General features: G+C 45.8%; 22 protein-coding genes and 1 other annotated feature. Of the genes, 3 read left to right on the top strand and 19 right to left on the bottom strand.

Going from position 1 to position 24,643, the window contains the following annotated elements:
- Positions 1-1,369: 1,369 nt before the first annotated feature.
- Positions 1,370-1,486: a sequence feature (Phe leader region), on the top strand.
- Positions 1,487-1,527: 41 nt separating this feature from the next.
- Positions 1,528-3,522 carry a chorismate mutase gene (locus MO387_RS00390; RefSeq protein ID WP_107950156.1) on the top strand — a complete coding sequence of 665 codons (1,995 nt, stop codon included), beginning with the start codon at positions 1,528-1,530 and terminating at the stop codon, positions 3,520-3,522.
- 165 nt (positions 3,523-3,687) lie between these two features.
- On the opposite strand, the gene MO387_RS00385 is transcribed toward MO387_RS00390, so the two are convergent.
- The 11 genes from MO387_RS00385 to ffh form a co-directional block, all read right to left on the bottom strand.
- Positions 3,688-4,992: a sodium:proton antiporter gene (locus tag MO387_RS00385; protein ID WP_107946842.1), complete on the bottom strand. Its 1,305-nt coding sequence runs from the start codon at positions 4,990-4,992 to the stop codon at positions 3,688-3,690.
- 43 nt (positions 4,993-5,035) lie between these two features.
- On the bottom strand, positions 5,036-5,371 hold the full coding sequence (locus MO387_RS00380; protein ID WP_006080796.1) for a hypothetical protein: 336 nt from the start codon (positions 5,369-5,371) through the stop codon (positions 5,036-5,038).
- Positions 5,372-5,533: 162 nt separating this feature from the next.
- A complete protein-coding gene (locus MO387_RS00375) occupies positions 5,534-6,700 on the bottom strand; it encodes a hybrid-cluster NAD(P)-dependent oxidoreductase (RefSeq protein ID WP_107946841.1) in 1,167 nt (388 codons plus the stop codon).
- 132 nt (positions 6,701-6,832) lie between these two features.
- Positions 6,833-8,497 carry a hydroxylamine reductase gene (gene hcp / locus MO387_RS00370; protein WP_107946840.1) on the bottom strand — a complete coding sequence of 555 codons (1,665 nt, stop codon included), beginning with the start codon at positions 8,495-8,497 and terminating at the stop codon, positions 6,833-6,835.
- 216 nt (positions 8,498-8,713) lie between these two features.
- Positions 8,714-9,853 (bottom strand): bifunctional chorismate mutase/prephenate dehydrogenase, encoded by a 1,140-nt coding sequence (tyrA, locus tag MO387_RS00365; RefSeq protein WP_107946839.1) that lies wholly within the window; start codon positions 9,851-9,853, stop codon positions 8,714-8,716.
- 27 nt (positions 9,854-9,880) lie between these two features.
- Positions 9,881-10,972, bottom strand: coding sequence for a 3-deoxy-7-phosphoheptulonate synthase (locus MO387_RS00360; RefSeq protein WP_006085074.1), 1,092 nt, complete (start codon positions 10,970-10,972; stop codon positions 9,881-9,883).
- A 260-nt stretch (positions 10,973-11,232) separates the two neighbouring features.
- Positions 11,233-11,586 carry a 50S ribosomal protein L19 gene (gene rplS / locus MO387_RS00355; protein ID WP_006080791.1) on the bottom strand — a complete coding sequence of 118 codons (354 nt, stop codon included), beginning with the start codon at positions 11,584-11,586 and terminating at the stop codon, positions 11,233-11,235.
- 34 nt (positions 11,587-11,620) lie between these two features.
- Entirely contained in the window at positions 11,621-12,367 is a 747-nt protein-coding gene (trmD, locus tag MO387_RS00350; protein ID WP_006080790.1) for a tRNA (guanosine(37)-N1)-methyltransferase TrmD, read from the bottom strand.
- A 15-nt stretch (positions 12,368-12,382) separates the two neighbouring features.
- On the bottom strand, positions 12,383-12,913 hold the full coding sequence (gene rimM, locus MO387_RS00345; protein ID WP_006080789.1) for a ribosome maturation factor RimM: 531 nt from the start codon (positions 12,911-12,913) through the stop codon (positions 12,383-12,385).
- A gap of 20 nt (positions 12,914-12,933) precedes the next feature.
- Complete coding sequence (rpsP, locus tag MO387_RS00340; RefSeq protein WP_006080788.1) at positions 12,934-13,185, bottom strand: 30S ribosomal protein S16; 252 nt, start codon at positions 13,183-13,185, stop codon at positions 12,934-12,936.
- Positions 13,186-13,403: 218 nt separating this feature from the next.
- Complete coding sequence (gene ffh, locus MO387_RS00335; protein WP_006080787.1) at positions 13,404-14,777, bottom strand: signal recognition particle protein; 1,374 nt, start codon at positions 14,775-14,777, stop codon at positions 13,404-13,406.
- 289 nt (positions 14,778-15,066) lie between these two features.
- On the opposite strand from ffh, the gene ccsA reads away from it, so the two are divergent.
- On the top strand, positions 15,067-15,855 hold the full coding sequence (gene ccsA / locus MO387_RS00330; RefSeq protein ID WP_006080786.1) for a cytochrome c biogenesis protein CcsA: 789 nt from the start codon (positions 15,067-15,069) through the stop codon (positions 15,853-15,855).
- Between the two features lie 99 nt (positions 15,856-15,954).
- The gene (locus MO387_RS00325) at positions 15,955-17,229 is read left to right on the top strand and encodes a CNNM domain-containing protein (RefSeq protein ID WP_006080785.1); all 1,275 of its coding nucleotides are present in this window, start codon (positions 15,955-15,957) and stop codon (positions 17,227-17,229) included.
- Positions 17,230-17,329: 100 nt separating this feature from the next.
- Here the strand turns inward: MO387_RS00325 and MO387_RS00320 are convergent, their stop codons facing one another.
- From MO387_RS00320 to lepA, 8 genes are all read right to left on the bottom strand, one after another.
- Positions 17,330-17,851, bottom strand: a complete 522-nt coding sequence (locus tag MO387_RS00320; RefSeq protein ID WP_107950154.1) for an Mpo1-like protein — start codon at positions 17,849-17,851, stop codon at positions 17,330-17,332.
- A 209-nt stretch (positions 17,852-18,060) separates the two neighbouring features.
- Positions 18,061-18,444 (bottom strand): holo-ACP synthase, encoded by a 384-nt coding sequence (acpS, locus tag MO387_RS00315; protein WP_071939194.1) that lies wholly within the window; start codon positions 18,442-18,444, stop codon positions 18,061-18,063.
- On the bottom strand, positions 18,444-19,181 hold the full coding sequence (gene pdxJ, locus MO387_RS00310) for a pyridoxine 5'-phosphate synthase (protein WP_012588260.1): 738 nt from the start codon (positions 19,179-19,181) through the stop codon (positions 18,444-18,446). The genes acpS and pdxJ overlap by 1 nt, the downstream gene beginning before the upstream one ends.
- 70 nt (positions 19,182-19,251) lie before the next feature.
- Entirely contained in the window at positions 19,252-19,962 is a 711-nt protein-coding gene (gene recO, locus MO387_RS00305) for a DNA repair protein RecO (protein ID WP_107946838.1), read from the bottom strand.
- A gap of 28 nt (positions 19,963-19,990) precedes the next feature.
- Positions 19,991-21,007, bottom strand: coding sequence for a GTPase Era (gene era, locus MO387_RS00300; protein WP_107946837.1), 1,017 nt, complete (start codon positions 21,005-21,007; stop codon positions 19,991-19,993).
- Positions 21,004-21,684 carry a ribonuclease III gene (gene rnc / locus MO387_RS00295; protein ID WP_006080779.1) on the bottom strand — a complete coding sequence of 227 codons (681 nt, stop codon included), beginning with the start codon at positions 21,682-21,684 and terminating at the stop codon, positions 21,004-21,006. The genes era and rnc overlap by 4 nt, the downstream gene beginning before the upstream one ends.
- A 1-nt stretch (position 21,685) precedes the next feature.
- Entirely contained in the window at positions 21,686-22,603 is a 918-nt protein-coding gene (lepB, locus tag MO387_RS00290) for a signal peptidase I (RefSeq protein WP_107946836.1), read from the bottom strand.
- A 183-nt stretch (positions 22,604-22,786) separates the two neighbouring features.
- Positions 22,787-24,577, bottom strand: coding sequence for a translation elongation factor 4 (gene lepA / locus MO387_RS00285; RefSeq protein ID WP_006080777.1), 1,791 nt, complete (start codon positions 24,575-24,577; stop codon positions 22,787-22,789).
- Positions 24,578-24,643: the final 66 nt, after the last annotated feature.

The following is a 24,643-nucleotide window of genomic DNA, read 5'->3' as shown; positions in this document are numbered from 1 at the left end:
AAGCTATATAGTTTTAAGTACTAAGATTTTAAGCACTAAGGGTTTTAAGTTCTAAGATTTACTGTTAATGATTAATTTTACTTATAATTTCCACGTTCAAAAGCTCAACGTTATACTTTCAACTAGGTTCCACTTTCAATAGTGAGTTAGGAAAGGAGGCAACGCAAAGCGAACAATTTGATAATATTGATATTGTTGATATTAGTTACAATCAAGTATGTTGGCATTCACTAAAAGTAGTGCTCAATTTTGACCGAATAACAGGATTACCACCAGAAACAGGCGGCATTGCTGAACACCAGAGTTAACATAAGGAGCCGAGTACAGCGCAACGAGTACATTAGCGAAACCTTTAACTATCCAATTTTTTATATCCACAATGGAGGCCTAGGTAAAAATAAACAAAAGTCACATGATCAAAAGCTAAATTACCAAAAGTGCTTATTGTAAGACGGGTCGGCACCAATGCGTGCTAAACACTGAGATAAATGAGGTAACAACTGTCACATTTAGTTAGAAGTAGATTAGTGATTTGAAGTGAGTCATATTTACACTGATATACAAGTTAGCGTTTTTAGCGTGAGATTTAATGTAGGTGTTTAATGTAAGTGCAATACGTTGGTTTTATTGAAAGTTATTAGTTTACTTAGTGTTATTTGTATAGTAAAAACTGTAAATCGTATAAATATTTATTTATGTAATGCGTTAACTTTTACCGTTAGTTGAGTTTTGATACTTTATAGACACCTTAAATAATTTTTAATTATCAACTAAAAAGGAGGACATCTAGACTTGACGAAAAATGTAATAACAGTAAATGAGAGTTTGTTATACGCTCCATGTATTAACACGTTAGGTTTTAAAGTAAAAAGTAATAACGTAAGTAGCAAGACCTAAACGCATGACAAGGCTAAGCTGTTTTTACAGCAATATGTACCTAGTACAACTAATGAGCCGTAAATCGTTTATTTTAAATGTTCGTTTTGTTAGTTTTAGTTTTTAATGTTATAGAACCATGTAAGTGTTAATTGTTAAAATATAAGTGCAAGATATGTCAACGTAAGTTCGCTGGTACTGCAAAACAGCATAGTTTCAATGTTATACACTATGCCGTATAAAGTACTTGTTAATGTTCATTGTAAATGCAAGTCGTTATCTAGTGAGTTGTTAACGTTTTACTGTTACACGTAAATGTAAGATAAACGAGTGTTTTACCTTGTCCCACACTGACCATAAGGAGGATAAACTCGCTTGACCATATATTCATACTCAAACCAGCGCACCCCCGGGTGCGCTTTCTTTTTAGTCTGTCTGTGAGAAAGTTTTGATTGACAGCTAAGCCCTAGCCCTTTAGTTTTAAGACCATGAAAATGATAACAGCAGCTTTTTTTACTTTCTTTTTTACACCCCCACTCTAGGAGGCGGATTTACTGTGTAAAAACGAAAGTAAAAATCCAAAGCCTCCCAACTGGGAGGCTTTTTTGTCTTAAACGATTGATAAAATACATGGCGGCAATTGAGGTCAGAATGCATACACCACAGCCTTTAAATCAAACCCGAGAGCAGATCACCAATCTGGATAATGAACTGCTGGCATTACTCGCAGAGCGCCGTCGCTTAAGTCTAGAAGTGGCCCGTAGCAAAGAAGTGGATGTCAGACCCATCAGAGATACTCAAAGGGAAAAAGAACTGCTCGCTAGACTGGTGAAAGAAGGCAGAGAAAAGGGATTAGATGCCCACTATGTTATCTCCCTTTATCAGAGCATCATTGAAGATTCAGTATTGAATCAACAAGCTTACCTTCACGGCCGTGCCAACCCAGAAACACAAAAACAGCAGTATTGTATCGCCTACCTAGGTGCACGAGGCTCTTACTCATATCTTGCAGCAACCCGCTATTGCCAACGCCGCCAAGTTGAAATGCTGGACTTAGGTTGCCAAAGTTTCGATGAAATAGTGCAAGCCGTTGAGTCTGGGCATGCTGATTATGGTTTCCTGCCGATTGAGAACACTTCCTCGGGTTCAATCAACGAAGTCTACGATGTACTGCAGCACACCAGTCTATCGATCGTTGGTGAAACGACGATTGAAGTCAGCCATTGCCTACTAGGAAAAGCTGGCAGTAAATTAGCTGACATCAAAACTGTCTATGCCCACCCTCAGCCTATTAGCCAATGCAGCAGATATTTAAGTCAGCACAAAGACTTGAGACTGGAGTACTGCTCAAGCAGCGCAGAAGCGATGGACAAGGTAAATCAAAGTCCAGATAACAGCGCTGCAGCCATTGGTAGCGCCGAAGGTGGTGCTCTTTATCAGCTAGAGTCTATAGAAGCGAGCTTAGCGAATCAGAAGATCAACCAAAGCCGCTTTATTGTTGTTGCCCGCAAAGCCGTTGCCGTGCCAGAGCAGTTACCCGCTAAAACCACATTGATTATGGCGACGGGCCAAAAAGCCGGTGCTTTAGTGGAAGCTCTGCTGGTTCTGAAGGCGCATCAGTTAAACATGAGTAAATTAGAGTCACGCCCGATTCCAGGAACACCTTGGGAAGAGATGTTCTATTTAGATATCGACGCGAATATCTCCAGTGAATCTATGCAGGCGGGTTTAAAGCAACTCGAGCGGATCACCCGTTTTATCAAAGTATTAGGCTGTTATCCTTGTGAAACAGTCAAGCCCACGCAGCTAAGCAACAGCCAGTTACTGATTGAACCTAGCACCTCTAAGGATCAAGTCATCAGCGAGAATGGAGCAAATACCAGCCCTGTTCGATATAGCAAAGCCTATAAAGAGCAAGCTAGTGAGATCAACTGCGGTGCAATGACAATCGGTGCCGGGCATGTCGGTGCCATAGCGCAAATCACGCTGAATAATGATATTTCACACTTAGCGTTATCGGCTTTCGAGCAGCAAGTGAAACAGCTTAAAGAAGCGGGATTCCAAGCGGTTCTACTTAATGCTGTTAATCAAATGGCTATGGCGGAAGTGACCCTCGCTAAACTGCGCCAAATCCTGCATCAATATGGTCTAGTGTGCATTATTGCCATAGAGCAAGAAGCCGATATGCCATTAGCCGTTCAACACGCCGATATGCTGTTTCTAGCGGGTAAGCAGATGTTTAATCAAACCTTACTCACCCAAGCGGGCACCTTACCAGTACCTTTAATACTTGAACGTAACGATATGGCAAGTTTTGAAGAATTACTCACGGCAACAGAAGTGATCTTAAGCCAAGGCAATCAGCAACTTATCCTGTGTGACTCTGGCATTAGAACCTTAAATAACGCCAATCTACCCTCACTCGATTTAGCAAGCCTGATCCAGATTAAAGCCACGAGTCATTTGCCCATTTTGATCAACCCTAGCTATGCCGTATCAGATGATGCCCTACTGGTTCAAACCCAAGGTATTAAGCAGCTTAAAGTGGATGGATTGATACTCAATTGCCCACTCGATAGCAATAATGACTCTGAGTCGCTTAACTTAATTAGCGCTGTAGTGCGGGAATTATATCGGGCTAACTAAAGCTTTGATCTTGAGTGATTTAATCTTAACTGAAATGTGGTTAGTTCGAAGTGTATTCAGGGATAAATGAGACTTCTTTTATCCCTGATTGACTGAAATAAGCCTGCAAGTCGGCGTGATGACTAGCAGGCTTAATATTGTTTACTATCGCTGCCCAATCATCCTTTATGCATTTTCAGAAGAGCCGACAGCCCTCGATGGTTCGGTAACCGCATTACTCCTGCGGATAAGCCCTGTCATAGTAGAGCCCTGCACTAGAATCGAAAATACGACGACGGCATAGGTCATCACTAACAACAACTCCCGCAGCTCCACACCACCAATGGCATCTATGATAATCCCCTCAGGTAAACTCATCGCCATCGCGAGTGCTAATCCTCCCCTTAAACCACCCCAAATCAGAATCGTCTCTGCATAGGGGTTGTAAGACTTAAACAACCTAAAGCCCAGATAAGGCAATAACACACTCACGGCACGCGCCAATAATACCAATGGAATCGCCACAAACATAAACCACCACAATGGTGCTTTAAAAGTAACTAACAAAAGCAGTAAGCCGAGCAGTAGGAAGAGTAAAGCATTGAAGAAGGATTCAATCAGCGACCAAAATGTCAGTAACTTCACTCGCTCGTTGCGAGCAAAAAATTTAGGCACACTGAAATTACCTATGATGATCCCCGCGCTAACCATAGCTAAAGGCCCAGAAACCCCAAACACTTCCGCCATCACGTATCCCGCGGTTGGGATCAGCAAAGTGACCAACATCAATTGCGTTTCTTCCTCGCAATAGCGGAAAAAATGATGCAGCAGAAAACCAAGAACGCCACCATAAATAACCCCGCCTACCGCCTCACGAATAAATAACTCAGAGATATGGATAACCGTCAGCGGTTCAGTAGAGAAGGCTAATTGCGATATCGCCACAAAAATCACTAACCCTATGCCATCGTTAAATAAAGATTCACCTTCCACTTGGATAGCAATATCTTCCGGCGCGCCCATTTTCTTTAAAATAGCCAAAACGGCGATGGGATCGGTTGGCGAGATCAAGGCGCCAAACAGCAAGCAGTGGCTGAGTTGTAGCGGTAGACCCAACATAGGTGCGACCCAAAATAACAGTCCTCCTATGATAAAGGTCGATAATAAAGTGCTGACAAAGGCGAGGATTAAAATTTCCCACTTCTGATGCCTCAGTATTTTTAAACGGATCTGCAATGCGCCGGCAAAGAGTAAAAAACCTAACATGCCATTGAGCAGCAAGGCTTGAAAATCAAGCTTCTCTAAGCCTGATACAAAATACAGATAAACATGCCCGCCTAAGGCCTTTCCCCCTAGGAGTAATAACAAACTCATGCCTAGGGCGATAGCCGTAATGGCCACAGTTTCCTGCAGTTTATGGACGCGTGAAGAGACAACTGAAGTGACTAGCGCTAAGGCGCAGAGGATACACAGAATTTGGTAACTGGACATAAGAGCCTCTAAAAATCATCAATTTAGAGACTCTAGCACAAGTTTAGATTTCTAAACCATCCAATAGACTTAACCACCCTTTAATGATCCTGTGGCAAAACCAAATGATCCCAAAGAGATAAATCGAAAGACTGAGCCAAGTTAACGGCACGCAATAGCCGAGCACTAACAAGCCAAGAAAGGCGACATTGGAATGCCGTTGCCAACGTAAATGCGACGCCAATAATGGATTACCATGGGATTGACGTTGGGAAACATTAATGAACAAACTTAGCAGCACGGGAAGTAATAATAAGGGAAAGCCCGACATCAAGGCGTACAACAAATGCCCAAGAGAACGGTCTTCAATTTTTGCGGCATAAGTGGTTGTCATTGTCATTGAGAAACTCCAGCCAGACTAATGGACTGGGCGCAAACATCATACGCCCTTGTCATTAACCTTACGTTCTCACTGAGATAAGCGCAACTAAGGATTAGAAATATTTCCATCCATTTAAGAATAAACCTGATAAGCCCTGTATAACTATCACTAATCAGCGCGCTAGAGTTTTAGTCTCACATCGGACGTTAACGTTGTAGAGCACGCCAGCACAAACCCCGCGTCAATTTCCGCAGGACTCAGTGTCATCACACTCGTTGATGTGGTTTCTCCCTCCAATACTTGGCATTTACAGGCGCCGCACACGCCCGAACGACAGGCAGCAATAATCGGTAATCCTTCAGACTCTATTCCCTCAAGTAGACTCTGCCCTTGCGTTAGCCTTGTGCTGCGATCGCCAATGGCTAAGTTAAAAGTAGGCAAAGTAAAAGCCTCTGCTTGCGGATTTTCATCTGTTTCAGACGACTTTGCTTGCATGAGCTGATTACGTGCGGCTTTCTCTGCGGTGGCAAAACTCTCATGGTGCAACCGACTTATATCAAAGTTGAGTTCGGCCAATAACGCTTTTACCGCCTGCATATAAGGCTCGGGCCCGCAGAGATACACCGTTCGCTCAGCAACATCAGGCACTAAGGTTTGCAGCATCTGTGCAGTTAATCGCCCTATATCAAAACTTATCTTTGGGGAGAATAAAAGTGATGCTGCCGCCGACTCCAGCGCATAACTGAGTTTGAATGCGTTAAAGCGGTTTGCCATCGTCTCCAATGACGATTTAAAAATGATATCAGCGTCTGAGCGCGCGCTGTGCACAAAGGCAATATCGGCATCAATTTGAGTATCAGTCAGATAACGCGACATAGAATACATGGGCGTAATGCCGCAACCGGCACTCAAAAACAAATATTTCTGCGCAGGGATATCAACTAAGTTAAATTGCCCCATAGGTGGCAGCACTCGCACACGCTGGCCTGGCTGCAAGTGGTCAATAAGATAATTAGACACCAGTCCACCCGCCACACGCTTAATCGTCACCATCAAGGAATAGGGTCTCGATGGTGATGAGGACAAGGTATAACTGCGGCACACTTGCTCGCCGTTAATGTCGAGCACAAAGGTCATAAACTGGCCGGGTTTATAGTCAAACTTCATCGGCTCGCCCGCTTGAAAACGAAAACTCACCACATCGATAGTTTCATTCCAGCGTTCAACGCACACCAGCTCACTTAGCCCTGCTCCGATTTGCGCTGGCCCACCGTCTACTGGGTTAACACTTTTGGGTTTATGGAGCGCTTTCGCCCCTGCCATCACACTCAAATTTATCGCATTCATTACATTTTTACCTGCAACACACTGCGGTTTTAACCCTCGGCAAAATCGAAATTAAAACCGCAGTTAAGCAACCACTCATTGCTGATTTAAGCCACAATATTCAGCGGACTTCAGCAATGAGCACCGACTGATTTACGCCACGTTCAACATGGTCTTTAAATCGGCCTCAACTGTGGTGGTATTGCGTAAGCCAAACTTCTCCTCCAAAATTTTGGCGAGATTGGCGGTTAAAAATGCAGGTGGTGTCGGGCCTGTGCGAATGTTTTTCACACCGAGTGACAACAGTGTCAGTAACACCACAATGGCTTTTTGTTCGAACCAAGAGAGCACTAAACTCAATGGTAATTCATTGATATCACATTCGAATACTTCAGCTAACGCAATCGCTAACTGAATCGCAGAATAGGCATCGTTACACTGGCCCACATCGAGCAAGCGTGGGATACCGTTAATATCACCAAATTCGAGCTTATTGAATTTGTACTTACCGCAGCCTAGCGTCAGGATTATTGAATCCTTAGGTGTGGATTTAGCAAGTTCAGTAAAGTAGCTTCTGTCGGCCTTGTCACCATCGCAGCCGCCGACGAGGAAGAAATGCTTAATCGCACCACTTTTTACGTTTTCAACCACAGCTGGCGCTGCCGCCATCAAGGCATTATGGGCAAAACCAATGGTGATAGTGTGGGGGATTTCATCGTAGATAAAACCCTCTAATGCCAACGCTTTATCAATCACAGCCGAGAAATCATCGCCTTCGATATGCACCACACCAGGCCAACCCACTATGCTACGAGTAAAGATACGATCGCTATAACTGCCAACATTGGGGTCGATAATACAATTGGACGTCATCACCACAGCGCCAGGGAAATTGGCAAATTCTTGCTGTTGATTCTGCCAAGCACTGCCGTAATTTCCGACAAGGTGCGGGTATTTTTTAAAGGCTGGATACGCCAGAGCGGGCAACATTTCGCCGTGGGTAAACACATTAATGCCCTTACCGACTGTCTGCTCAAGGATAAGCTCTAAATCCTTCATATCATGACCAGAGACTAGGATTGCCTTGCCCTTAACTGACTTAGTGTTAACCACTGTAGGTTCAGGGTGACCGAACGCTTGGGTTTCACCCGCATCAAGCATGGCCATAATGCGGTAGTTCAACTGACCAATATCCATCGCCGTGGTAAATAGCTTATCGCCATCGACACTTGGCTCACCTAAGAAAGACATGATTTCGTGAAAACGCCCTGCTACATCGGCATCAGTTTGACCCAACACGCGGGCATGCTCCATATACGCAGCGGCACCTTTAAGGCCATATAAACACAATAGTCTTAACCCCATGATGTCTTCATGAACGTCATGCTTATCTTTATTTAGCAGTGCAATCGGTGCCTGCGCTAACATTTCAACCTTACTGGTCCCCAGCACTAACTGAGCGACTTGCGGCACTTGCTCAGCAACAATGCCCGCTTGTTCACAAGCCGCTTCGTAGGATGCCTTTAGCTGAGTTCGATACTTAGCCGCCTGCTGCGCATAGTCCATAATGCGCTCATCATCAAAGTTGACGTTGGTAAGGGTAGAGAAAAAGGCTTTAGGCACGAAGCTGTCAATTTCAGCATCGATAATGCCCAGCTCGCGAGCTTTAACCGCATATACAGACACGCCTTGCAGCATATAAATCAGCAAGTCTTGCAGATCTGACGTTGCCGCCAACTTGCCACACATACCTTGGGAATAACTACAACCATTGCCAGCGGGTGTACGAATGGTTTGCTCACATTGAATACAGAACATGGATAGACTCCTAATTTAAATTCATGCTTTATTTTTGCATGTTTAAAACTAGTCTACCTAAACACGCCATAAGCGACAGTCATTTCTAGAATGGAATGCTAAATGTTAGAGAACGATCACCTTAAGCAATCACTAATAAAGGCAATAAGACCTGCCAAAAATCCATAAAAAAACGCCCGTCAATGATGGGCGTTTTTAAGAGTAACTTACTCTTTATTAATTGGTTTTCATATCATTGACCGATTGCAGCATAATACGGCTTTCACGCTGGAATTGAGGGGCAAAATCCCCAAACCATTTAGCGACGGTTTGGAACTGCTTAATAAACTCGTTCCTGTCGCCGCGTTTTAGCAGCTCTAACGCTTCACGGTAGTTATCTAAGTAATCACCAATAGCATGCTGGCTATCTTGCTGGGCAAAAATAATATCGGCGTAAAGCTCTGGGCTTTGGGCGAATAAGCGCCCTACCATAGCCAATTCTAAGCGATAAATTGGCGAGCTAAATTGCAGTAAAGTATCAATATCTGCCTCTTCCTTGCACAGATTCAAACCATACACAAAGGTCGAGAAGTGGCGCATCGCCTGCACTAACTGCATTGCACTGTCGTGACGTTCGGGCTCTGCTTCGACAATCCGCACGCCCCAAATAACGATCTGCTCAAGCAACCATTGGTATTTCTCTGGCGAGCGACCGTGGCACACCACCACGACTTGTTTCGCCAGACTGCCCACATCGGGACCAAACATAGGATGGAAACCGACGACAGGACCAGAATGCGCCTCAAGCATGGCTTTAACCGGCTCTGTCTTGATGGAGGTCAAATCTGCCAGAATGCAGTCTGCCGGTAATTGGCTCAGCTTTTCGCGAATAAGCTCGCAAGTAATCGCAATAGGCACAGTCACTAACACCATGCCCGCATCGGTAAATAGGCTATCTGCTTGCTGCCAATCATCTTTATCTAGCAGATTCACTTGGTAGCCAGATAAGGTCAGCATTTGTGAAAACAGTCCACCGAGTTGCCCTTTACCGCCGACAATCACCACTGAGCCGAGATCTTTTTTAACTTGCTTAAAGCCTACATCTTTTTCATTGAGATAAGACTCGCGCATCAGACGACGTAAAATATCCTCAATTAATTGCGGCGCAATCCCCATGTTTTTCGCTTCTTCGCGGCGTTTAGCGAGCATGGCGGCTTCACGCTGCGGTGCATAAATCGGTAAACCGGCGCCGTGTTTCACTGTGCCCACTTGCGCCACGAGATCCAAGCGCTTACGCAGTAAATGCAGTAATTGCTGATCGACACCATCAATCAGGCCGCGAAGATGTTCTAATTCGGCCGTTGTTTTTTCATTCATACCTGAGTCCATTAAGCTGTAGCCAATTTAAGCGTTAGCTACTTTAAGCATATCGAAGCGTGCCGGGAGTATTGAAGATAACTTCACCGCGCCGTCACGTAAAATGGTTTCTGTTTTTTCCCAGTTAATACAGGAATCTGTCACAGATACACCGTAAGCTAACTCGCTTAATGGCTTATCGCAGCTTTGATTGCCTTCATTTAAATGGCTTTCAAGCATGACGCCGATGATCGATTTATTGCCGTTATAAATCTGCTCGAACACATCTTCACACACAGGCTTTTGGCGGCTGTAGTCTTTGGATGAATTGCCGTGGCTGCAATCGATAATCAAACGTGCATTGAGTTTGGCTTTATGAAGCTGCGCCTCACATTCAGCCACGCTTGCGGCATCGTAGTTTGGTGTTGCACCGCCACGTAAAATCACATGACCATCGGGATTGCCCGCAGTTTGTAATAAGGCGACTTGGCCCTGTTGGTTAATGCCCATAAATCTGTGACTGCTGGCTGCTGATTTTAGCGCATTAATCGCCACATCGAGCTTACCATCGGTGCCATTTTTAAAGCCAACTGGCATAGAAAGACCCGATGCCATTTCCCTATGGGTTTGCGATTCTGTGGTGCGGGCACCAATGGCCGACCAAGTCACTAGCTCAGAAATGTACTGAGGGCTGATAGGATCAAGCGCTTCAGTGGCGACTGGTAGCCCTAATTCGGCCAACCAAATCATCAGCTCACGGGCCATTTTCAGGCCTTTTTCGACATCGAAGGATTCATCCATATCGGGATCGTTGATCATGCCTTTCCAACCTACCGTAGTTCTCGGCTTTTCAAAGTACACTCGCATTAAGATGTAAAACTCATCGCTGAGTTCATCGTGCAGGGTTTTAAGCCTTAAAGCGTATTCTTTTGCGGCGGCGATATCATGGATGGAGCAAGGCCCCGTGACGATCAATACTCGATTGTCGCGTTTATGGACGATATCAGCCACGGTTTTGCGGGCATTGAGGATATAACGATAAGCATGCTCAGAAAGTGGCAAGGCATTTTTAAGCTCTTGCGGCGTGATTAAAACTTTCTCTGAACTAATGTGTACGTTGTTAATCGTATCTTGTTGCATGCTTACCACCTAAGACTTAGTGTTTAACCCAGTTATCGAAGCAGGACTTCAAGTCAGCTTGGGCATTCATTTCGGAAGAAAAATAGCGTAAATCCATCGCAATGTACTTTTGTAATGCTACACCATTACAATTAGGCGACCACTATGCCTGTTCATTCTCTTTAGATCAAGTATAAATACTCAAAAAACAGCAACAAAAAACCGCCACTAGGGCGGTTTTCTGTGCGAACACTACGTCTTGTTTTCTGTAGCGGTAACTATTACTTAGTTGCCAGCTTCTCACGGATACGAGCAGATTTACCTGAACGATCACGCAGATAGTACAGTTTGGCGCGACGAACGCGACCACGACGCTTAACTTCAATGCTAGCGATCAGTGGGCTGTGCGTTTGGAAAGCACGCTCAACACCTTCGCCATTAGAGATTTTACGTACTGTGAATGCAGAGTGCAGACCACGGTTACGCTTAGCAATTACAACGCCTTCAAAAGCCTGTAAACGCTCTTTATCGCCTTCTTTAACACGAACCTGAACTACTACTGTATCACCAGCACCAAACGCAGGTACGTCTTGTTTCATTTGCTCATCGTTGAGCATTTTAATGATGTTGTTCATAACTTACTCCGTTCTAGAATTAACTGAGCTACGACTAAGCATGCTTGTTCATTGCTTCAACGAACTGCGCTAATAGAGTCGTTTGTTCGTCAGTCAGAGCTAGATTTTGCAATAATTCTGGCCGTCTCAGTAAAGTCCTACCAAGGCTTTGCTGTAAACGCCAGAGTCTAATTTGTTCGTGGTTGCCACTTAGCAGCACTGCCGGTACGTCAACACCATCAAGGCTTTCAGGGCGAGTGTAATGTGGACAATCCAGTAAACCGTCGGAGAAAGAATCTTGCTCCGCCGAAGCTTGTTTTCCTAGCACGCCAGGAACCAATCTCGATACTGAATCTATCAGAGTCATCGCCGGTAATTCGCCGCCCGAAAGCACGTAATCCCCTATCGACCACTCTTCATCCACTTCCGTTTGAATGATGCGTTCATCAATACCTTCGTATCGACCACAGACCAAAATCAAACGTGATGATTGAGCCAACTCAGTGACGCCTTGCTGATCCAGCTTGCGTCCTTGAGGTGACAAGTAAATCACCTTCGCACCTTCACCCGCTGCGGCTTTCGCTGCATGGATGGCATCGCGCAAGGGTTGCACCATCATCAACATTCCGGGACCACCGCCGTAAGGCCTGTCATCTACCGTATTATGTCTATCATGGGTGAAATCACGGGGATTCCACGTGTGCAACTCGAGCAGGCCGTTTTTCACGGCTCGACCCGTAACTCCAAAGTCTGTCACGGCACGGAACATCTCTGGGAACAGGGTTATTACCCCTAACCACATCTGTTGTACCTCGACTTAGAAGTCAGGATCCCAATCCACTAAAATCTGTTTACCTTGCAGGTCCACCGTTTTGATGAACTGCTCAGGGACAAAGGGGATCATACGTTCCACTTTGCCGAAACTATCTTTAGCGTTGGCCTTAACGAGTAATACGTCGTTCGATCCTGTTTCCACGATCTGATCGACAATCCCCATGTTATAGCCAGTTGTATTGACCACTTCGCAACCGATGAGATCACGCCAGTAGAATTCATCTGCTGGCAAATCGTTCATCTGTTCCGGCAAAATCGCAATCTCACAATTTGTGAGCATTTGCGCTTGCTCCCGTGTTTCTACGCCATCAAGTAAGGCAACAACGGCCTTGCCTTGATAACGCCACTGGGTGACCTTTATTTCGCGCCACTCACCATTTTCTTTAATAAGCCAAGGCGAGTAGTCAAAGATACCTTCAACAGAATCGGTATAGGCGGTGATTTTCAGCCAACCTTTAATGCCATGACAGGAGCCTAATTTCCCCAGTACGACTGGCTGTTGGTTACTGCTCATCAATCTATACCTTAACGCTATTAAGCAGTTGCTTTACGAGCGTCTTTGATCAATTTTGCTACGCGTTCTGTAGCAGCTGCACCGTTAGAAACCCAGTGCTCAACGCGAGCTAGGTCTAAACGTAATGTTTCTTCTTGGCCACGGGCCAATGGGTTGAAGAAACCTACACGCTCAATGAAACGACCGTCACGAGCGTTACGGCTATCAGCAACAACGATGTTGTAAAATGGACGCTTTTTTGCGCCGCCACGAGCTAAACGAATGGTAACCATGCGTTTTCAATCCTCTAATGATTTGCTTTGAAGCAAAAATAAAAACTGGAACCCCGTGTTCGCGAAGAGTCCCAGATAGAAAGCCGGAAGATTTTACCTGAGTTTCCAACTAATGCAACCAAAGATGGCGATTATTACGCCTGCGTCCTTCGTTAGCGGTTCATTGTTACCAGAGTCAACCGACTGATAAAGTGCTAGGTTTAACTAAAAATGTCCGATTAACGGCCTGGAAATTTCATTCCAGGCGGCATCATGCCACGCATTCCGCGCATCATTTTTTGCATGCCGCCCTTAGCAGACATTTTTTTCATCATCTTTTGCATTTGCGTAAACTGTTTCAATAAACGGTTTACGTCTTGGATTTGCGTGCCAGAACCCGCAGCAATACGACGCTTGCGTGAACCCTTGATTAAATCAGGGTTCTTACGCTCTTTGGACGTCATCGAATTAATGATGGCCTCCATTTGGCCTGTCATCTTGCCGTCTTGGATTTGCGCTAAGGCTTCTGGGGGCAATTGACCCACACCGGGCAGTTTTTCCAGCATGTTCATCATGCCGCCCATGTTTTTCATTTGCTGTAACTGCTCACGGAAATCTTCTAAATCGAAACTGCCACCCTGCTTCACTTTCGAAGCCAGTTTCATGGCCTTTTCTTTATCGACGCCGCGCTCAACTTCTTCGATCAGCGATAACACATCGCCCATACCCAAAATACGCGAAGCAATACGATCGGGATGGAACGGTTCTAACGCATCGGTTTTTTCACCGACACCGAGGAATTTAATTGGCTTGCCGGTAATATGGCGAATCGATAACGCTGCACCACCACGTGCATCACCATCGACTTTGGTTAAGATAACCCCTGTCAGTGGCAAAGCTTCGTTAAACGCCTTAGCCGTGTTCGCCGCATCTTGACCTGTCATAGCATCTACAACGAACAAGGTCTCAATAGGCTTGACCGCAGCGTGTAAGCCTTTGATCTCGTCCATCATGGCTTCGTCGACGTGCAGACGACCCGCGGTATCGAGGATCACCACATCGATGAACTTTAATTTAGCGTGGGCAATCGCCGCTTTCGCAATGTCGATTGGCTTTTGGCTGACGTCCGATGGGAAAAACTCCACCGCGACTTCTTGCGCTAACGTCTCAAGCTGTTTAATCGCCGCTGGGCGGTAAACGTCGGCACTGACCACCAATACCGATTTTTTATGGCGTTCGCGTAAAAATTTACCCAGTTTTGCCACACTGGTGGTTTTACCCGCACCTTGCAGACCCGCCATCATGATCACGGCTGGCGGCTGAGTGGCTAAATCTAAGGCTTCATTCGCCTCGCCCATGGATTTTTCAAGTTCACTTTGAACTATCTTAATGAAGGCTTGACCAGGGCTTAAGCTTTTAGAGACTTCTTGGCCAACGGCACGTTCTTTTACATTATTAACGAATTCGCGCACCACAGGCAGGGCAACATCGGCCTCCAGCAGTGCCATACGCACTTCGCGCAGGGTTTCCTTAACGTTTTCTTCAGTTAAGCGACCACGGCCACTGATATTTTTCAGTGTGCGTGACAGTCTGTCGGTTAGGTTCTCAAACATCGTCCTGTTCTATACCTTTAAGAATCTCGATTGATGGGCTGTATTATAACGATGCATGCGCATTATGCTACTGCTGCACCCATCTTGATTGTGGTTAAGTGTTTTACTTGCGCTGAGTCATGTTTTATTGTCGTTAACACACTATTTAACCCTAACAATAAGAATCTGCTAAATTTTGCAACTCATGTCACTGCCCATTTGCCGACAGCTCATGTTATTCTAGGGAAAATATTGATCTGTATGCCCCGTTTATAAGGCACCTTTAACTACACAAATAGGTTAATTACCCATGGTCATCTTTTCTGCCTCAGCCATGTTTTTTTATTGCATTGCATTGGTACTAGTGACGAGTCGATTGTTCCACCCCGACGGTCCGAATCGCCGCGCCGTCGCAGGCATAGCGGCCATTGCGGTCATTCTGCATGCTGCTGCATTATCCCAAGTGATTTTCACCACCGATGGGCAAAACTTTAGCCTGACGAACGTGATTTCCTTAGTGAACTGGATTATCGCCTTTACTTTTACTGTGTTGATGTTCAGGCTGAAGGTGATTGTTGTAGTGCCCGTGGTTTACGCCTGCTCTGTGCTCTCGGTCGCCCTACTCTGGTTATTGCCGCCTAAGTTCATCACGCATTTTGAGCTTTATCCTGAAGTATTAGCCCACGTCGTATTGTCACTCATGGCCTACAGTGCCCTGATGATTGCCGCCCTGTATGCGATACAACTGGCGATGATCCAAAATAAGCTGAAGAAAAAACAATTTATGCTGAGCCCAGGCATTCCGCCGCTTATGACAGTTGAGAAACAACTTTATCATTTAGTGATTATCGGCGTTATCTTGCTCAGTTTGTCACTCGCAACCGGCTTTATCTTCCTTGAAGACATGTTCGCCGATGGCAAAGGTCATAAGGCTATCCTGTCGATAATGGCTTGGTTTGTATACATAACTATGTTGTGGCAACAGTATTGGGTCGGCTGTAAAATTCGTACCGCAGTCATTTACACTTTGACTGGCGCCACCTTACTTTCGCTCGCTTATTTTGGCGCGCGCATTGTCAAAGAGTTAATCCTCAACTAAACATTTAAGTCGGCAAAGGCAGTTAATGCCGCTGCCGACTTGACACTTTTTTTAAATGTCGGTATTTACTTAAGTTTACTGGCCATATTGGAGCCTTTTTTGGACGCTATATCGACAAGCGCACTCCTGATCGTTTTACTAGTGCTTATCCTATTCTCTGCCTATTTCTCAGGCTCAGAAACCGCCATGATGACACTCAACCGTTACCGTCTACGTCACTTAGCCAGCAATGGCCATAAAGGAGCGATTAGAGCTTTGAAGTTGCTTGAGCGTCCTGACCGTTTGATTGGTTTGATCTTAATCGGCAATAACTTAGTCAATATTTTAGCATCGGCTATCGCCACTATTATTGGTATGCGTCTCTGGGGGGACTTAGGTGTCGCCATCGCTACCGGTGTGCTGACACTCGTTGTATTGGTATTTGCTGAAGTCACCCCCAAAACCATCGCCGCACTAAATCCCGAACGTATCGCCTTCCCCTCCAGCATACTGCTGCGATGGTTGTTGATCCTATTAGCGCCCTTCGTAAAAGGCGTTAACCTCATCACGTCAGGCTTTTTACGTTTGATGGGAATTAAAACCGTCAATAGTAGCGATGCGTTGAGCCAAGAAGAGTTGCGCACTGTCGTACATGAAGCTGGGGCTCTTATCCCCCAACGTCACCAAGAAATGCTGTTATCTATCCTAGATTTAGAGAAAGTCACCGTTGAAGACATTATGGTGCCGCGCTCAGATATCTACGGGATTAACGTCAATGACGAGTTTAAGGTCATCAATCGGCAGGTCATCCAAAGTCCACACACCCGAGTGTTAGTGTATCGCGACACAGTTGACGATGCGGTGGGCTTTATTCATTTGCGCGATGCCCTGCGATTACAATCGAAAGAGCAATTTAGTAAGTCATCTCTGCTGCGCGCGGTGAAAGAACTCTATTTTGTGCCTGAAGGTACGCCGCTCAATGTGCAGTTGGCTAACTTTCAACAGAACAAAGAGCGCATCGGCTTAGTAGTTGATGAATATGGTGACATTCAAGGTCTGGTGACGCTCGAAGATATTCTCGAAGAGATTGTCGGCGACTTTACTACTTCAATGTTAACCACGCCGAGTGAAGATATCAAAGTGCAGCAAGATGGCAGTTACTTAGTCGATGCCAGCATTACCATTCGCGATTTGAATAAAGAAATGAAGTGGAACTTCCCGACCGACGGCCCTAAAACCCTCAACGGTCTGATCCTAGAATACCTAGAGGAAATCCCCTCAGCTAACACCAGTTTACGTTTAGCCGGTTATCCCTTAGAGATTATCGATGTAGCAGAAAATATGATTAAAACCGTGCGTATCATACCGCTGCATTATCACCCGCCCAGAGCTTAGCTTTCGATTTGCCCCATAAAAAATCGGCCGAACCACATACTAATATGTAGTCCGGCCGACTGCTCCCCCGAGCAATACTTTTCCCAAGTGATGTAACGAGTTAAATCTTTTTCGCCTCAAGTGCGCGGCGCTTTTCAATCGCCATCGGCGTTATCTGGGCATTGAGCGCCTTCTCTAAGCCCAACATAAAATACACTTCCGCCATCAAGAAGAATGGCCCAATTAATAACTGATTCAAATCATCTACAAAGGCAGGCTTGGCTTTTTCACATTTATGGCCAATTAACTGGAACACCCAGCCCACCACAAATACCCCTAGGGCAAGCCAAGTGGCACCGGCAATATGCGCCGCCCATTCAGTTGTGAGCAGTACAGGAACCATAAATAATATCAGCCCCATTGAGAGCCTTAAGTGTAAACGGACATAGTAGGCCGACACTAACACGCCGACAATCACGGCTAAACTGGTCTCACCCAGACTGCCCAGCGGAATACGTACAGTGGCCAACAACAAGAAAGCAGACCAAATAATCAGTGGGATACCAATAAAATGGGTCTGAATATTACGATGATTTAAATGCACACTTTTGTAGGTCGATAACTGCTCTGCGGCGGATTTCATTTTGGGTTCCTCTTCATTTGCCCCTGCTTTTAACTGCGCCAAATTGAGCGACGCGCAAGCCATAAACTAGCGCAAAACAATTAAGCTGAACAGTAAAAGTAAACGAATTGTTGCACTTTATTGTTTGGTACTTATTTTGATACCCATCCAGAAATGAAAAAAGGAACCCTAAGGTTCCTTTTTGATAGACGACAAACACCAACTCGGGTTTATTGAGACTCTATGATTACCGTCGCAATCGCATAGGATTTTTCATCGGCAATAGAGATATGCCCAACCGTCGCTTTAAGCTGCTGTAAGCGCGCTAAAGCACCCTCGGTAAAGTGAATCGTCGGCGCACCATCCGCATTGTTGCCAATGTGAATATGCTGAAACGACACGCCGCGGCCAATGCCCGTACCGAGCGCTTTGGCTGCAGCTTCTTTGGCGGCAAAACGCTTGGCAAGATAACGGCTTGGCTGACTATGGGAAGTATATATGGCCAACTCAGCCTCGGTCAGCACACGTTTCGCCAGCTTGTCGCCTGCGCGCGCCACATGCGCCTGAATACGCTCAATCTCGACGATATCTGTGCCTAGGCCGACAATTGCCATTATTCGCCTCGACGACCTTCAAGCATTAACACTTTCATGTCCTTCACTGCTGTCGCTAAACCGTCAATGGCGGCACGGGCGACAATCGCATGGCCGATATTGAGTTCATATAACTCAGGAATCGCCGCAATCGGTTTCACGTTGTGGTAATGCAAACCATGACCCGCGTTAACCACTAAACCTTTGCCATGGGCGTATTTGGCCATTTCGCTAATACGCGCTAACTCAGTGGCTTCTTCTGCTTCCGTTTTCGCATCGGCATAACAGCCAGTGTGGATTTCGATAAGCGGTGCGCCAGCGGCAACAGCGGCATCGATTTGGGTTTTATCGGCATCGATAAATAAGGAGACTTGAATGCCCTCAGCGGCTAAACGAGTAACCGCAGCAGTGATTTTATCTAACTGCCCCGCCACATCTAAACCGCCTTCAGTGGTGACTTCTTGACGCTTTTCTGGCACTAAACAGACATAGGTCGGCTTAATTTCACAGGCGATGTTAAGCATTTCTTCGGTCACAGCGCATTCGAAATTCATGCGAGTTTTCAAGGTTTTCGCCAGCAGATACACATCGCGGTCTATGATATGGCGTCTGTCTTCACGCAAATGGATAGTGATGCCATCGGCGCCCGCATGTTCAGCAACGGCGGCGGCATGCACAGGATCAGGATAACTGGTGCCACGCGCCTGACGCAGAGTAGCAATATGGTCGATATTCACGCCCAATAAGATACGGCTCATCGGGAACTCCTTAATGTTGAACGCTGATATTGCGGCTTATTGTACTTAGGCTTACACAAAAAAACAGGAGCTAGGGCGAATTATTCCCATCAATCTTGGTTGGCGTGGCAGCGCTGACGAACAATTGTCGACTCAGCAAAGGTTTAGTCCCGAGTAATGGCTTTAACAGGGAGCGCATCAATAACTTAGCGCTCAAAAAATGCACATCGGTGAGTTGGTTATCGTTAAACGCCGTCAACATGGCACCTTGATAGGCATTGCGAGCACGGGAGTTGAGCACAAATTGAAAGCCTAACTCAGGCACGAGCTGGTAATAATCTTCAGCAACGAGTGGTTCGCCCTGAGTATCCCGGCTAAGCGAAGGCATAAAACCTAATTCTCTCAGCAAGGCGAGCTCAATATAACGCAGTTGGGATTGGCAAAACTTCGCGGCAAGGCCGACTAAAGCTTGATGATAAATGAGGAACAACTCTTCGGCGTTGTGCTGCACAGACAAAGTGCGAACCAATAACTCATTGATATACATGCCAGCAAACAAACTTTGGCCTGATAGAGGCACAGCAGGCGCAGCAGCTTCGACTTGAGTTAAGGTTTTTAATTCAGACTTACCGCTAAATTCGAAGATCAGCGGTTGAAAGGGCTGGAGAATACTCTTGATAGAGCGCTTACCGCTGCCGGTTCGGGCAACCACATCGACCCGTCCAATGCCGTCAACTAAGAGGTTAACTAAGACACTGGACTCTCGATACGGACGATGATGCAGAACATAGCCACGTTTCATCGGTAAGCGCACTCGCTGGAATTAATGCTTAATCGTCGCCGTAACCTAAGCTACGCAGGGCGCGTTCATCATCGGCCCAACCAGATTTCACTTTCACCCACACTTCGAGGAAGACTTTATTATCAAACAAGGTTTCCATGTCTAAGCGGGCTTGAGTCGCAATAGTGCGAATACGTTCGCCCTTGCTACCGATCACCATACGTTTTTGACCTTCACGCTCAACGAGGATCAGGGCATTGATTTGATAAACGCCATTTTCCATCATCTTAAACTGTTCGATCTCAACCGTCGCATCATAGGGTAATTCATCACCGAGGAAGCGCATCAGTTTTTCACGCACAATTTCCGACGCCATAAAACGTTGCGAACGGTCAGTAACATAATCTTCAGGGAAGAAGAAAGGCCCCTCAGGAATCGATGTCGCTGCCAGCTCTAAAATTCGCTGGACGTTAGTGCCCTTGCTGGCTGAAATCGGCAAAATTTCATCGAAAGGATATTTTTTGGCGACTTCTTCCAAATACGGGAATAATGATTCTTTGTCTTTGATATTATCGACTTTGTTGATCGCCAGAATCGTCTGACGCTCTTCGCCGCCACGGCGTAACTTGCTGAGCACCATCTCATCATCGGCGGTCCATGTCATGCCATCGACCACGAAAATGACCATAGCCACATCGGCAAGCGAACTGGCCGCTGCGCGGTTCATCAGGCGGTTAATCGCCCGCTGCTCTTCAATGTGCAAACCCGGTGTATCGATAAACACGATTTGCTTAGGACCATCGGTATGAATACCCATGATACGGTGGCGCGTCGTTTGCGGCTTTTTAGAAGTAATACTCACCTTCTGGCCAAGCAAACGATTGATTAACGTCGATTTACCGACGTTAGGGCGACCAATGATCGCCACCATGCCGCAATAAGTGACATCGTAATGGGCCGACGGCGTTGGCGCGGCCGCATTCATCCTTGCCAGTAATTCATCTAAACTCGGCTCAGTTGCCGCTTTTGCAGCATCGATACCTGACAAGTCTGTTTTTTTGGTCATTTCTTTAGTAACTCCAATACTTGAGCGGCCGCGATTTGCTCGGCTTTACGGCGTGAACTCGCCACACCAATGACGCTTTGGCTCAAGTCTTCAATACGACATTCAACGGTAAATGTCTGATCGTGGGCATCGCCTTCTATGTTGATTACTTGGTAATCAGGCAGTGGCTTTTTAAACCCTTGTAAATGTTCTTGCAGTAAGGTTTTCGCGTCTTTCTGGCTGATCCCAGGTTGAATTTCGGCCAAACGCTCGGCATACCATTTCAGCAATAATGCACGGCAAACTTCGAGATCGGAATCAAGGTAAACGGCGCCAATAATGGCTTCAACTGCATCGGCAAGAATCGACTCGCGTCTAAATCCGCCACTTTTTAATTCACCAGGACCAAGATATAAATAATCGCCGAGCTTAAATTCTTGGGCGATGATCGTTAAGGTATCACCGCGCACTAAGGTAGCGCGCATCCGGCTTAAATCGCCTTCGGTCGCCTTCGGAAACTGATGATATAAGGCATCAGAAATCACAATAGATAAAATTGAATCACCTAAAAACTCTAAGCGTTCATTGTGTTTATTTGCCGCACTTCTGTGGGTCAGCGCTTGAGTCAACAGCTCAATATTCTTGAACTCATAACTTAAAGTACGACACAAACGTGGCAAATTTTTAATCGGTTCCATGCTATTTAATTCCACCTACACGCTCAAAACGCACGCCGCTCGGTACCCAAGTTGGGAGGAAGTCGGCTTTTGAGCGGTCAAATTCAAAACTAATCCAAATCGCTACCGCTTTACCAACAAGGTTTTCTTCTGGCACAAAGCCCCAGAAACGACTGTCGGTGCTGTTATCGCGGTTATCACCCATGGCAAAGTAATGGCCTTCAGGCACTAAAAACTCACCCGCGGGTAAGTTACCTTCGCGCTTAAAATATCCCAGCATGTCGGGACGACTTGGGTTGATCAAAATATCGTGGGCGACTTCGCCCAGTTGCTCCGTGTAACGCAGTAATGGCACGCCATCTTGGCTGTAATCACCACGACTGATTTCAGTGCGGGCGATAACTTGTGGTTCTGGGCAAGCTGTTTGCTCAACGCCACAGGCCTTCTGGATCATCAACTGCTTATTACGGTAAATAATTCTATCACCCGGTAAACCGACAACACGTTTGATGTAGTCAATTGTCGGGTTTTCAGGGTATTTAAACACGATCACATCACCGCGTTTGGGCTCGCCGGTTTCAACCAGTTTAGTGCGCCATACGGGATCTTTAAGCCCATAACTGAATTTTTCCACCAGAATGAAGTCACCTACTAAGAGGGTTGGCATCATAGAACCCGATGGGATTTGAAATGGTTCATAAATGAATGAACGCAGGATCAACACAAAGGCAATCACAGGGAAAATAGAGTGCGCGGTTTCGACTATGGTCGACTCACGAATGATTTGGTACTCGGCTTCTTCGGTTAACGTCGCTTGCGAGGCCTTGGCTAACGCTAAACTCTCACGACGCTTAGGGGCGAATGCGAGCACGTCGACTAACCAAATAAGTCCCGAGATCAGGGTGATTAGCACTAGAATAATGGAAAAATACGCTGCCATTGCTTATTGAACTCCTGCTTTAAAATCATTTAAAGGTGCCTAACTCAGCGAATATCATACTTTAGTTAACTTACCGTATTCGACCTTGGTAAACCAAAGTGATAAACCAATGCGATAACCTAACTAAAGCGCCGCAAACAGCGGCGCAATAGTCAACTAAATGGTCATTTCTTATGCTAACGATTACTCGTTTAGCTTAAGTACCGCTAAGAATGCCTCCTGTGGCACCTCAACGTTACCCACTTGCTTCATCCGTTTCTTACCCTCTTTTTGTTTATTTAAGAGTTTTTTCTTACGAGAAACGTCGCCGCCATAACATTTAGCCGTTACGTCTTTACGCAGGGCTTTCACGGTTGAACGAGCAATAATTTGACTGCCCACAGCCGCTTGAATCGCGATATCAAACATCTGACGCGGGATCAGCTCTTTCATCTTATCGACTAAGGCTAAACCACGGTGACGAATGTTGGATCTATGGATAACCATAGCCAAGGCATCGACTCTGTCGCCGTTGATGAGAATATCTAAACGCACCATGTCAGCGGGATCAAAACGAATAAAGTTATATTCGAGTGATGCATAGCCACGGCTAGTGGATTTCAAACGGTCGAAGAAGTCCATGACCACTTCCGCCATTGGCAGATGATACGTCACAGCCACTTGGTTACCGTGGTAAACCATGTTCACTTGCGTGCCACGTTTTTCAATACACAAGGTAATCACGTTACCTAAGTATTCTTTTGGCACTAAAATGTTGGCCTCAACAATCGGCTCACGCATTTCTTCGATGTTGTTAATCGCTGGTAGATCAGACGGGTTATCAACGTAAATCGTTTCACCGCTGGTCATCACCACTTCGTACACTACGGTTGGCGCTGTAGTGATCAACTCTAGGTTGTATTCACGCTCTAAACGCTCTTGGACGATTTCCATGTGCAGCAGGCCTAAATAGCCAATGCGGAAACCAAAACCGAGTGCCGATGAACTTTCTGGTTCGAAGAATAATGACGCATCGTTCAGGCTGAGCTTATTCAGCGCATCACGGAAGTTTTCATATTCGTCAGTAGAAATCGGGAATACGCCAGCGTATACCTGTGGCTTCACTTTCTTAAAACCAGGTAACGGCTTTTCAGCACCGTTTTTGGCTAAAGTTAATGTATCGCCCACAGGCGCGCCGTGAATTTCTTTCAGACCCGCAATCACAAAGCCTACTTCACCGGTTTTAAGTTCGGTTTTATCAGTTTGTTTTGGGGTGAAAATACCGACGCGATCCGCAGTGTGGTTTTGTCCTGTAGACATCACCTTAAACTTGTCACCTTTTTTCAGGCTACCGTGTTTAATTCGCACTAAAGACACTACGCCTAGGTAGTTATCAAACCAAGAATCGATGATCAAGGCTTGCAATGGTGCGTTAGGATCGCCTTCTGGCGGTGGAATTTTGGCAACAATGACTTCTAAAACCTCGTCGACACCGACACCGGTTTTAGCCGAACAACGCACAGCATCCATGGCATCGATACCGACGATATCTTCAATCTCGGCAGCAACGCGTTCTGGATCGGCTTGTGGTAAGTCAATCTTGTTTAAAATAGGTACCACATCTAGATTCATATCCAGCGCGGTGTAACAGTTTGCCAGTGTCTGAGCTTCAACGCCCTGACCCGCATCAACCACCAGCAAAGCGCCTTCACAGGCTGCTAATGAGCGCGAGACCTCATAGGAGAAGTCAACGTGACCTGGGGTATCAATAAAGTTGAGTTGATAGACAAGGCCATCTTTGGCTTTGTAATCCAAAGTGACACTTTGTGCCTTAATCGTAATACCACGCTCACGTTCTAGATCCATAGAATCTAAAACTTGAGCATCCATTTCACGGTCGGTTAAACCGCCACAAACCTGAATAAGACGATCTGATAGCGTCGATTTACCATGGTCGATATGGGCAATAATTGAGAAGTTTCTAATTTGTTTCATTATGCTGCAATGACTAATACTGAAAATGGATACGGTTCAAAGGAGCGAAATTGTACCTGATTGCGG

It is taken from the genome of Shewanella sp. N2AIL, from assembly GCF_022690845.1.
Taxonomy (GTDB): domain Bacteria; phylum Pseudomonadota; class Gammaproteobacteria; order Enterobacterales; family Shewanellaceae; genus Shewanella; species Shewanella baltica.
The sequence above is the reverse complement of the archived record's forward strand: the minus strand, read 5'-3'. Positions and strand labels throughout refer to the sequence as shown.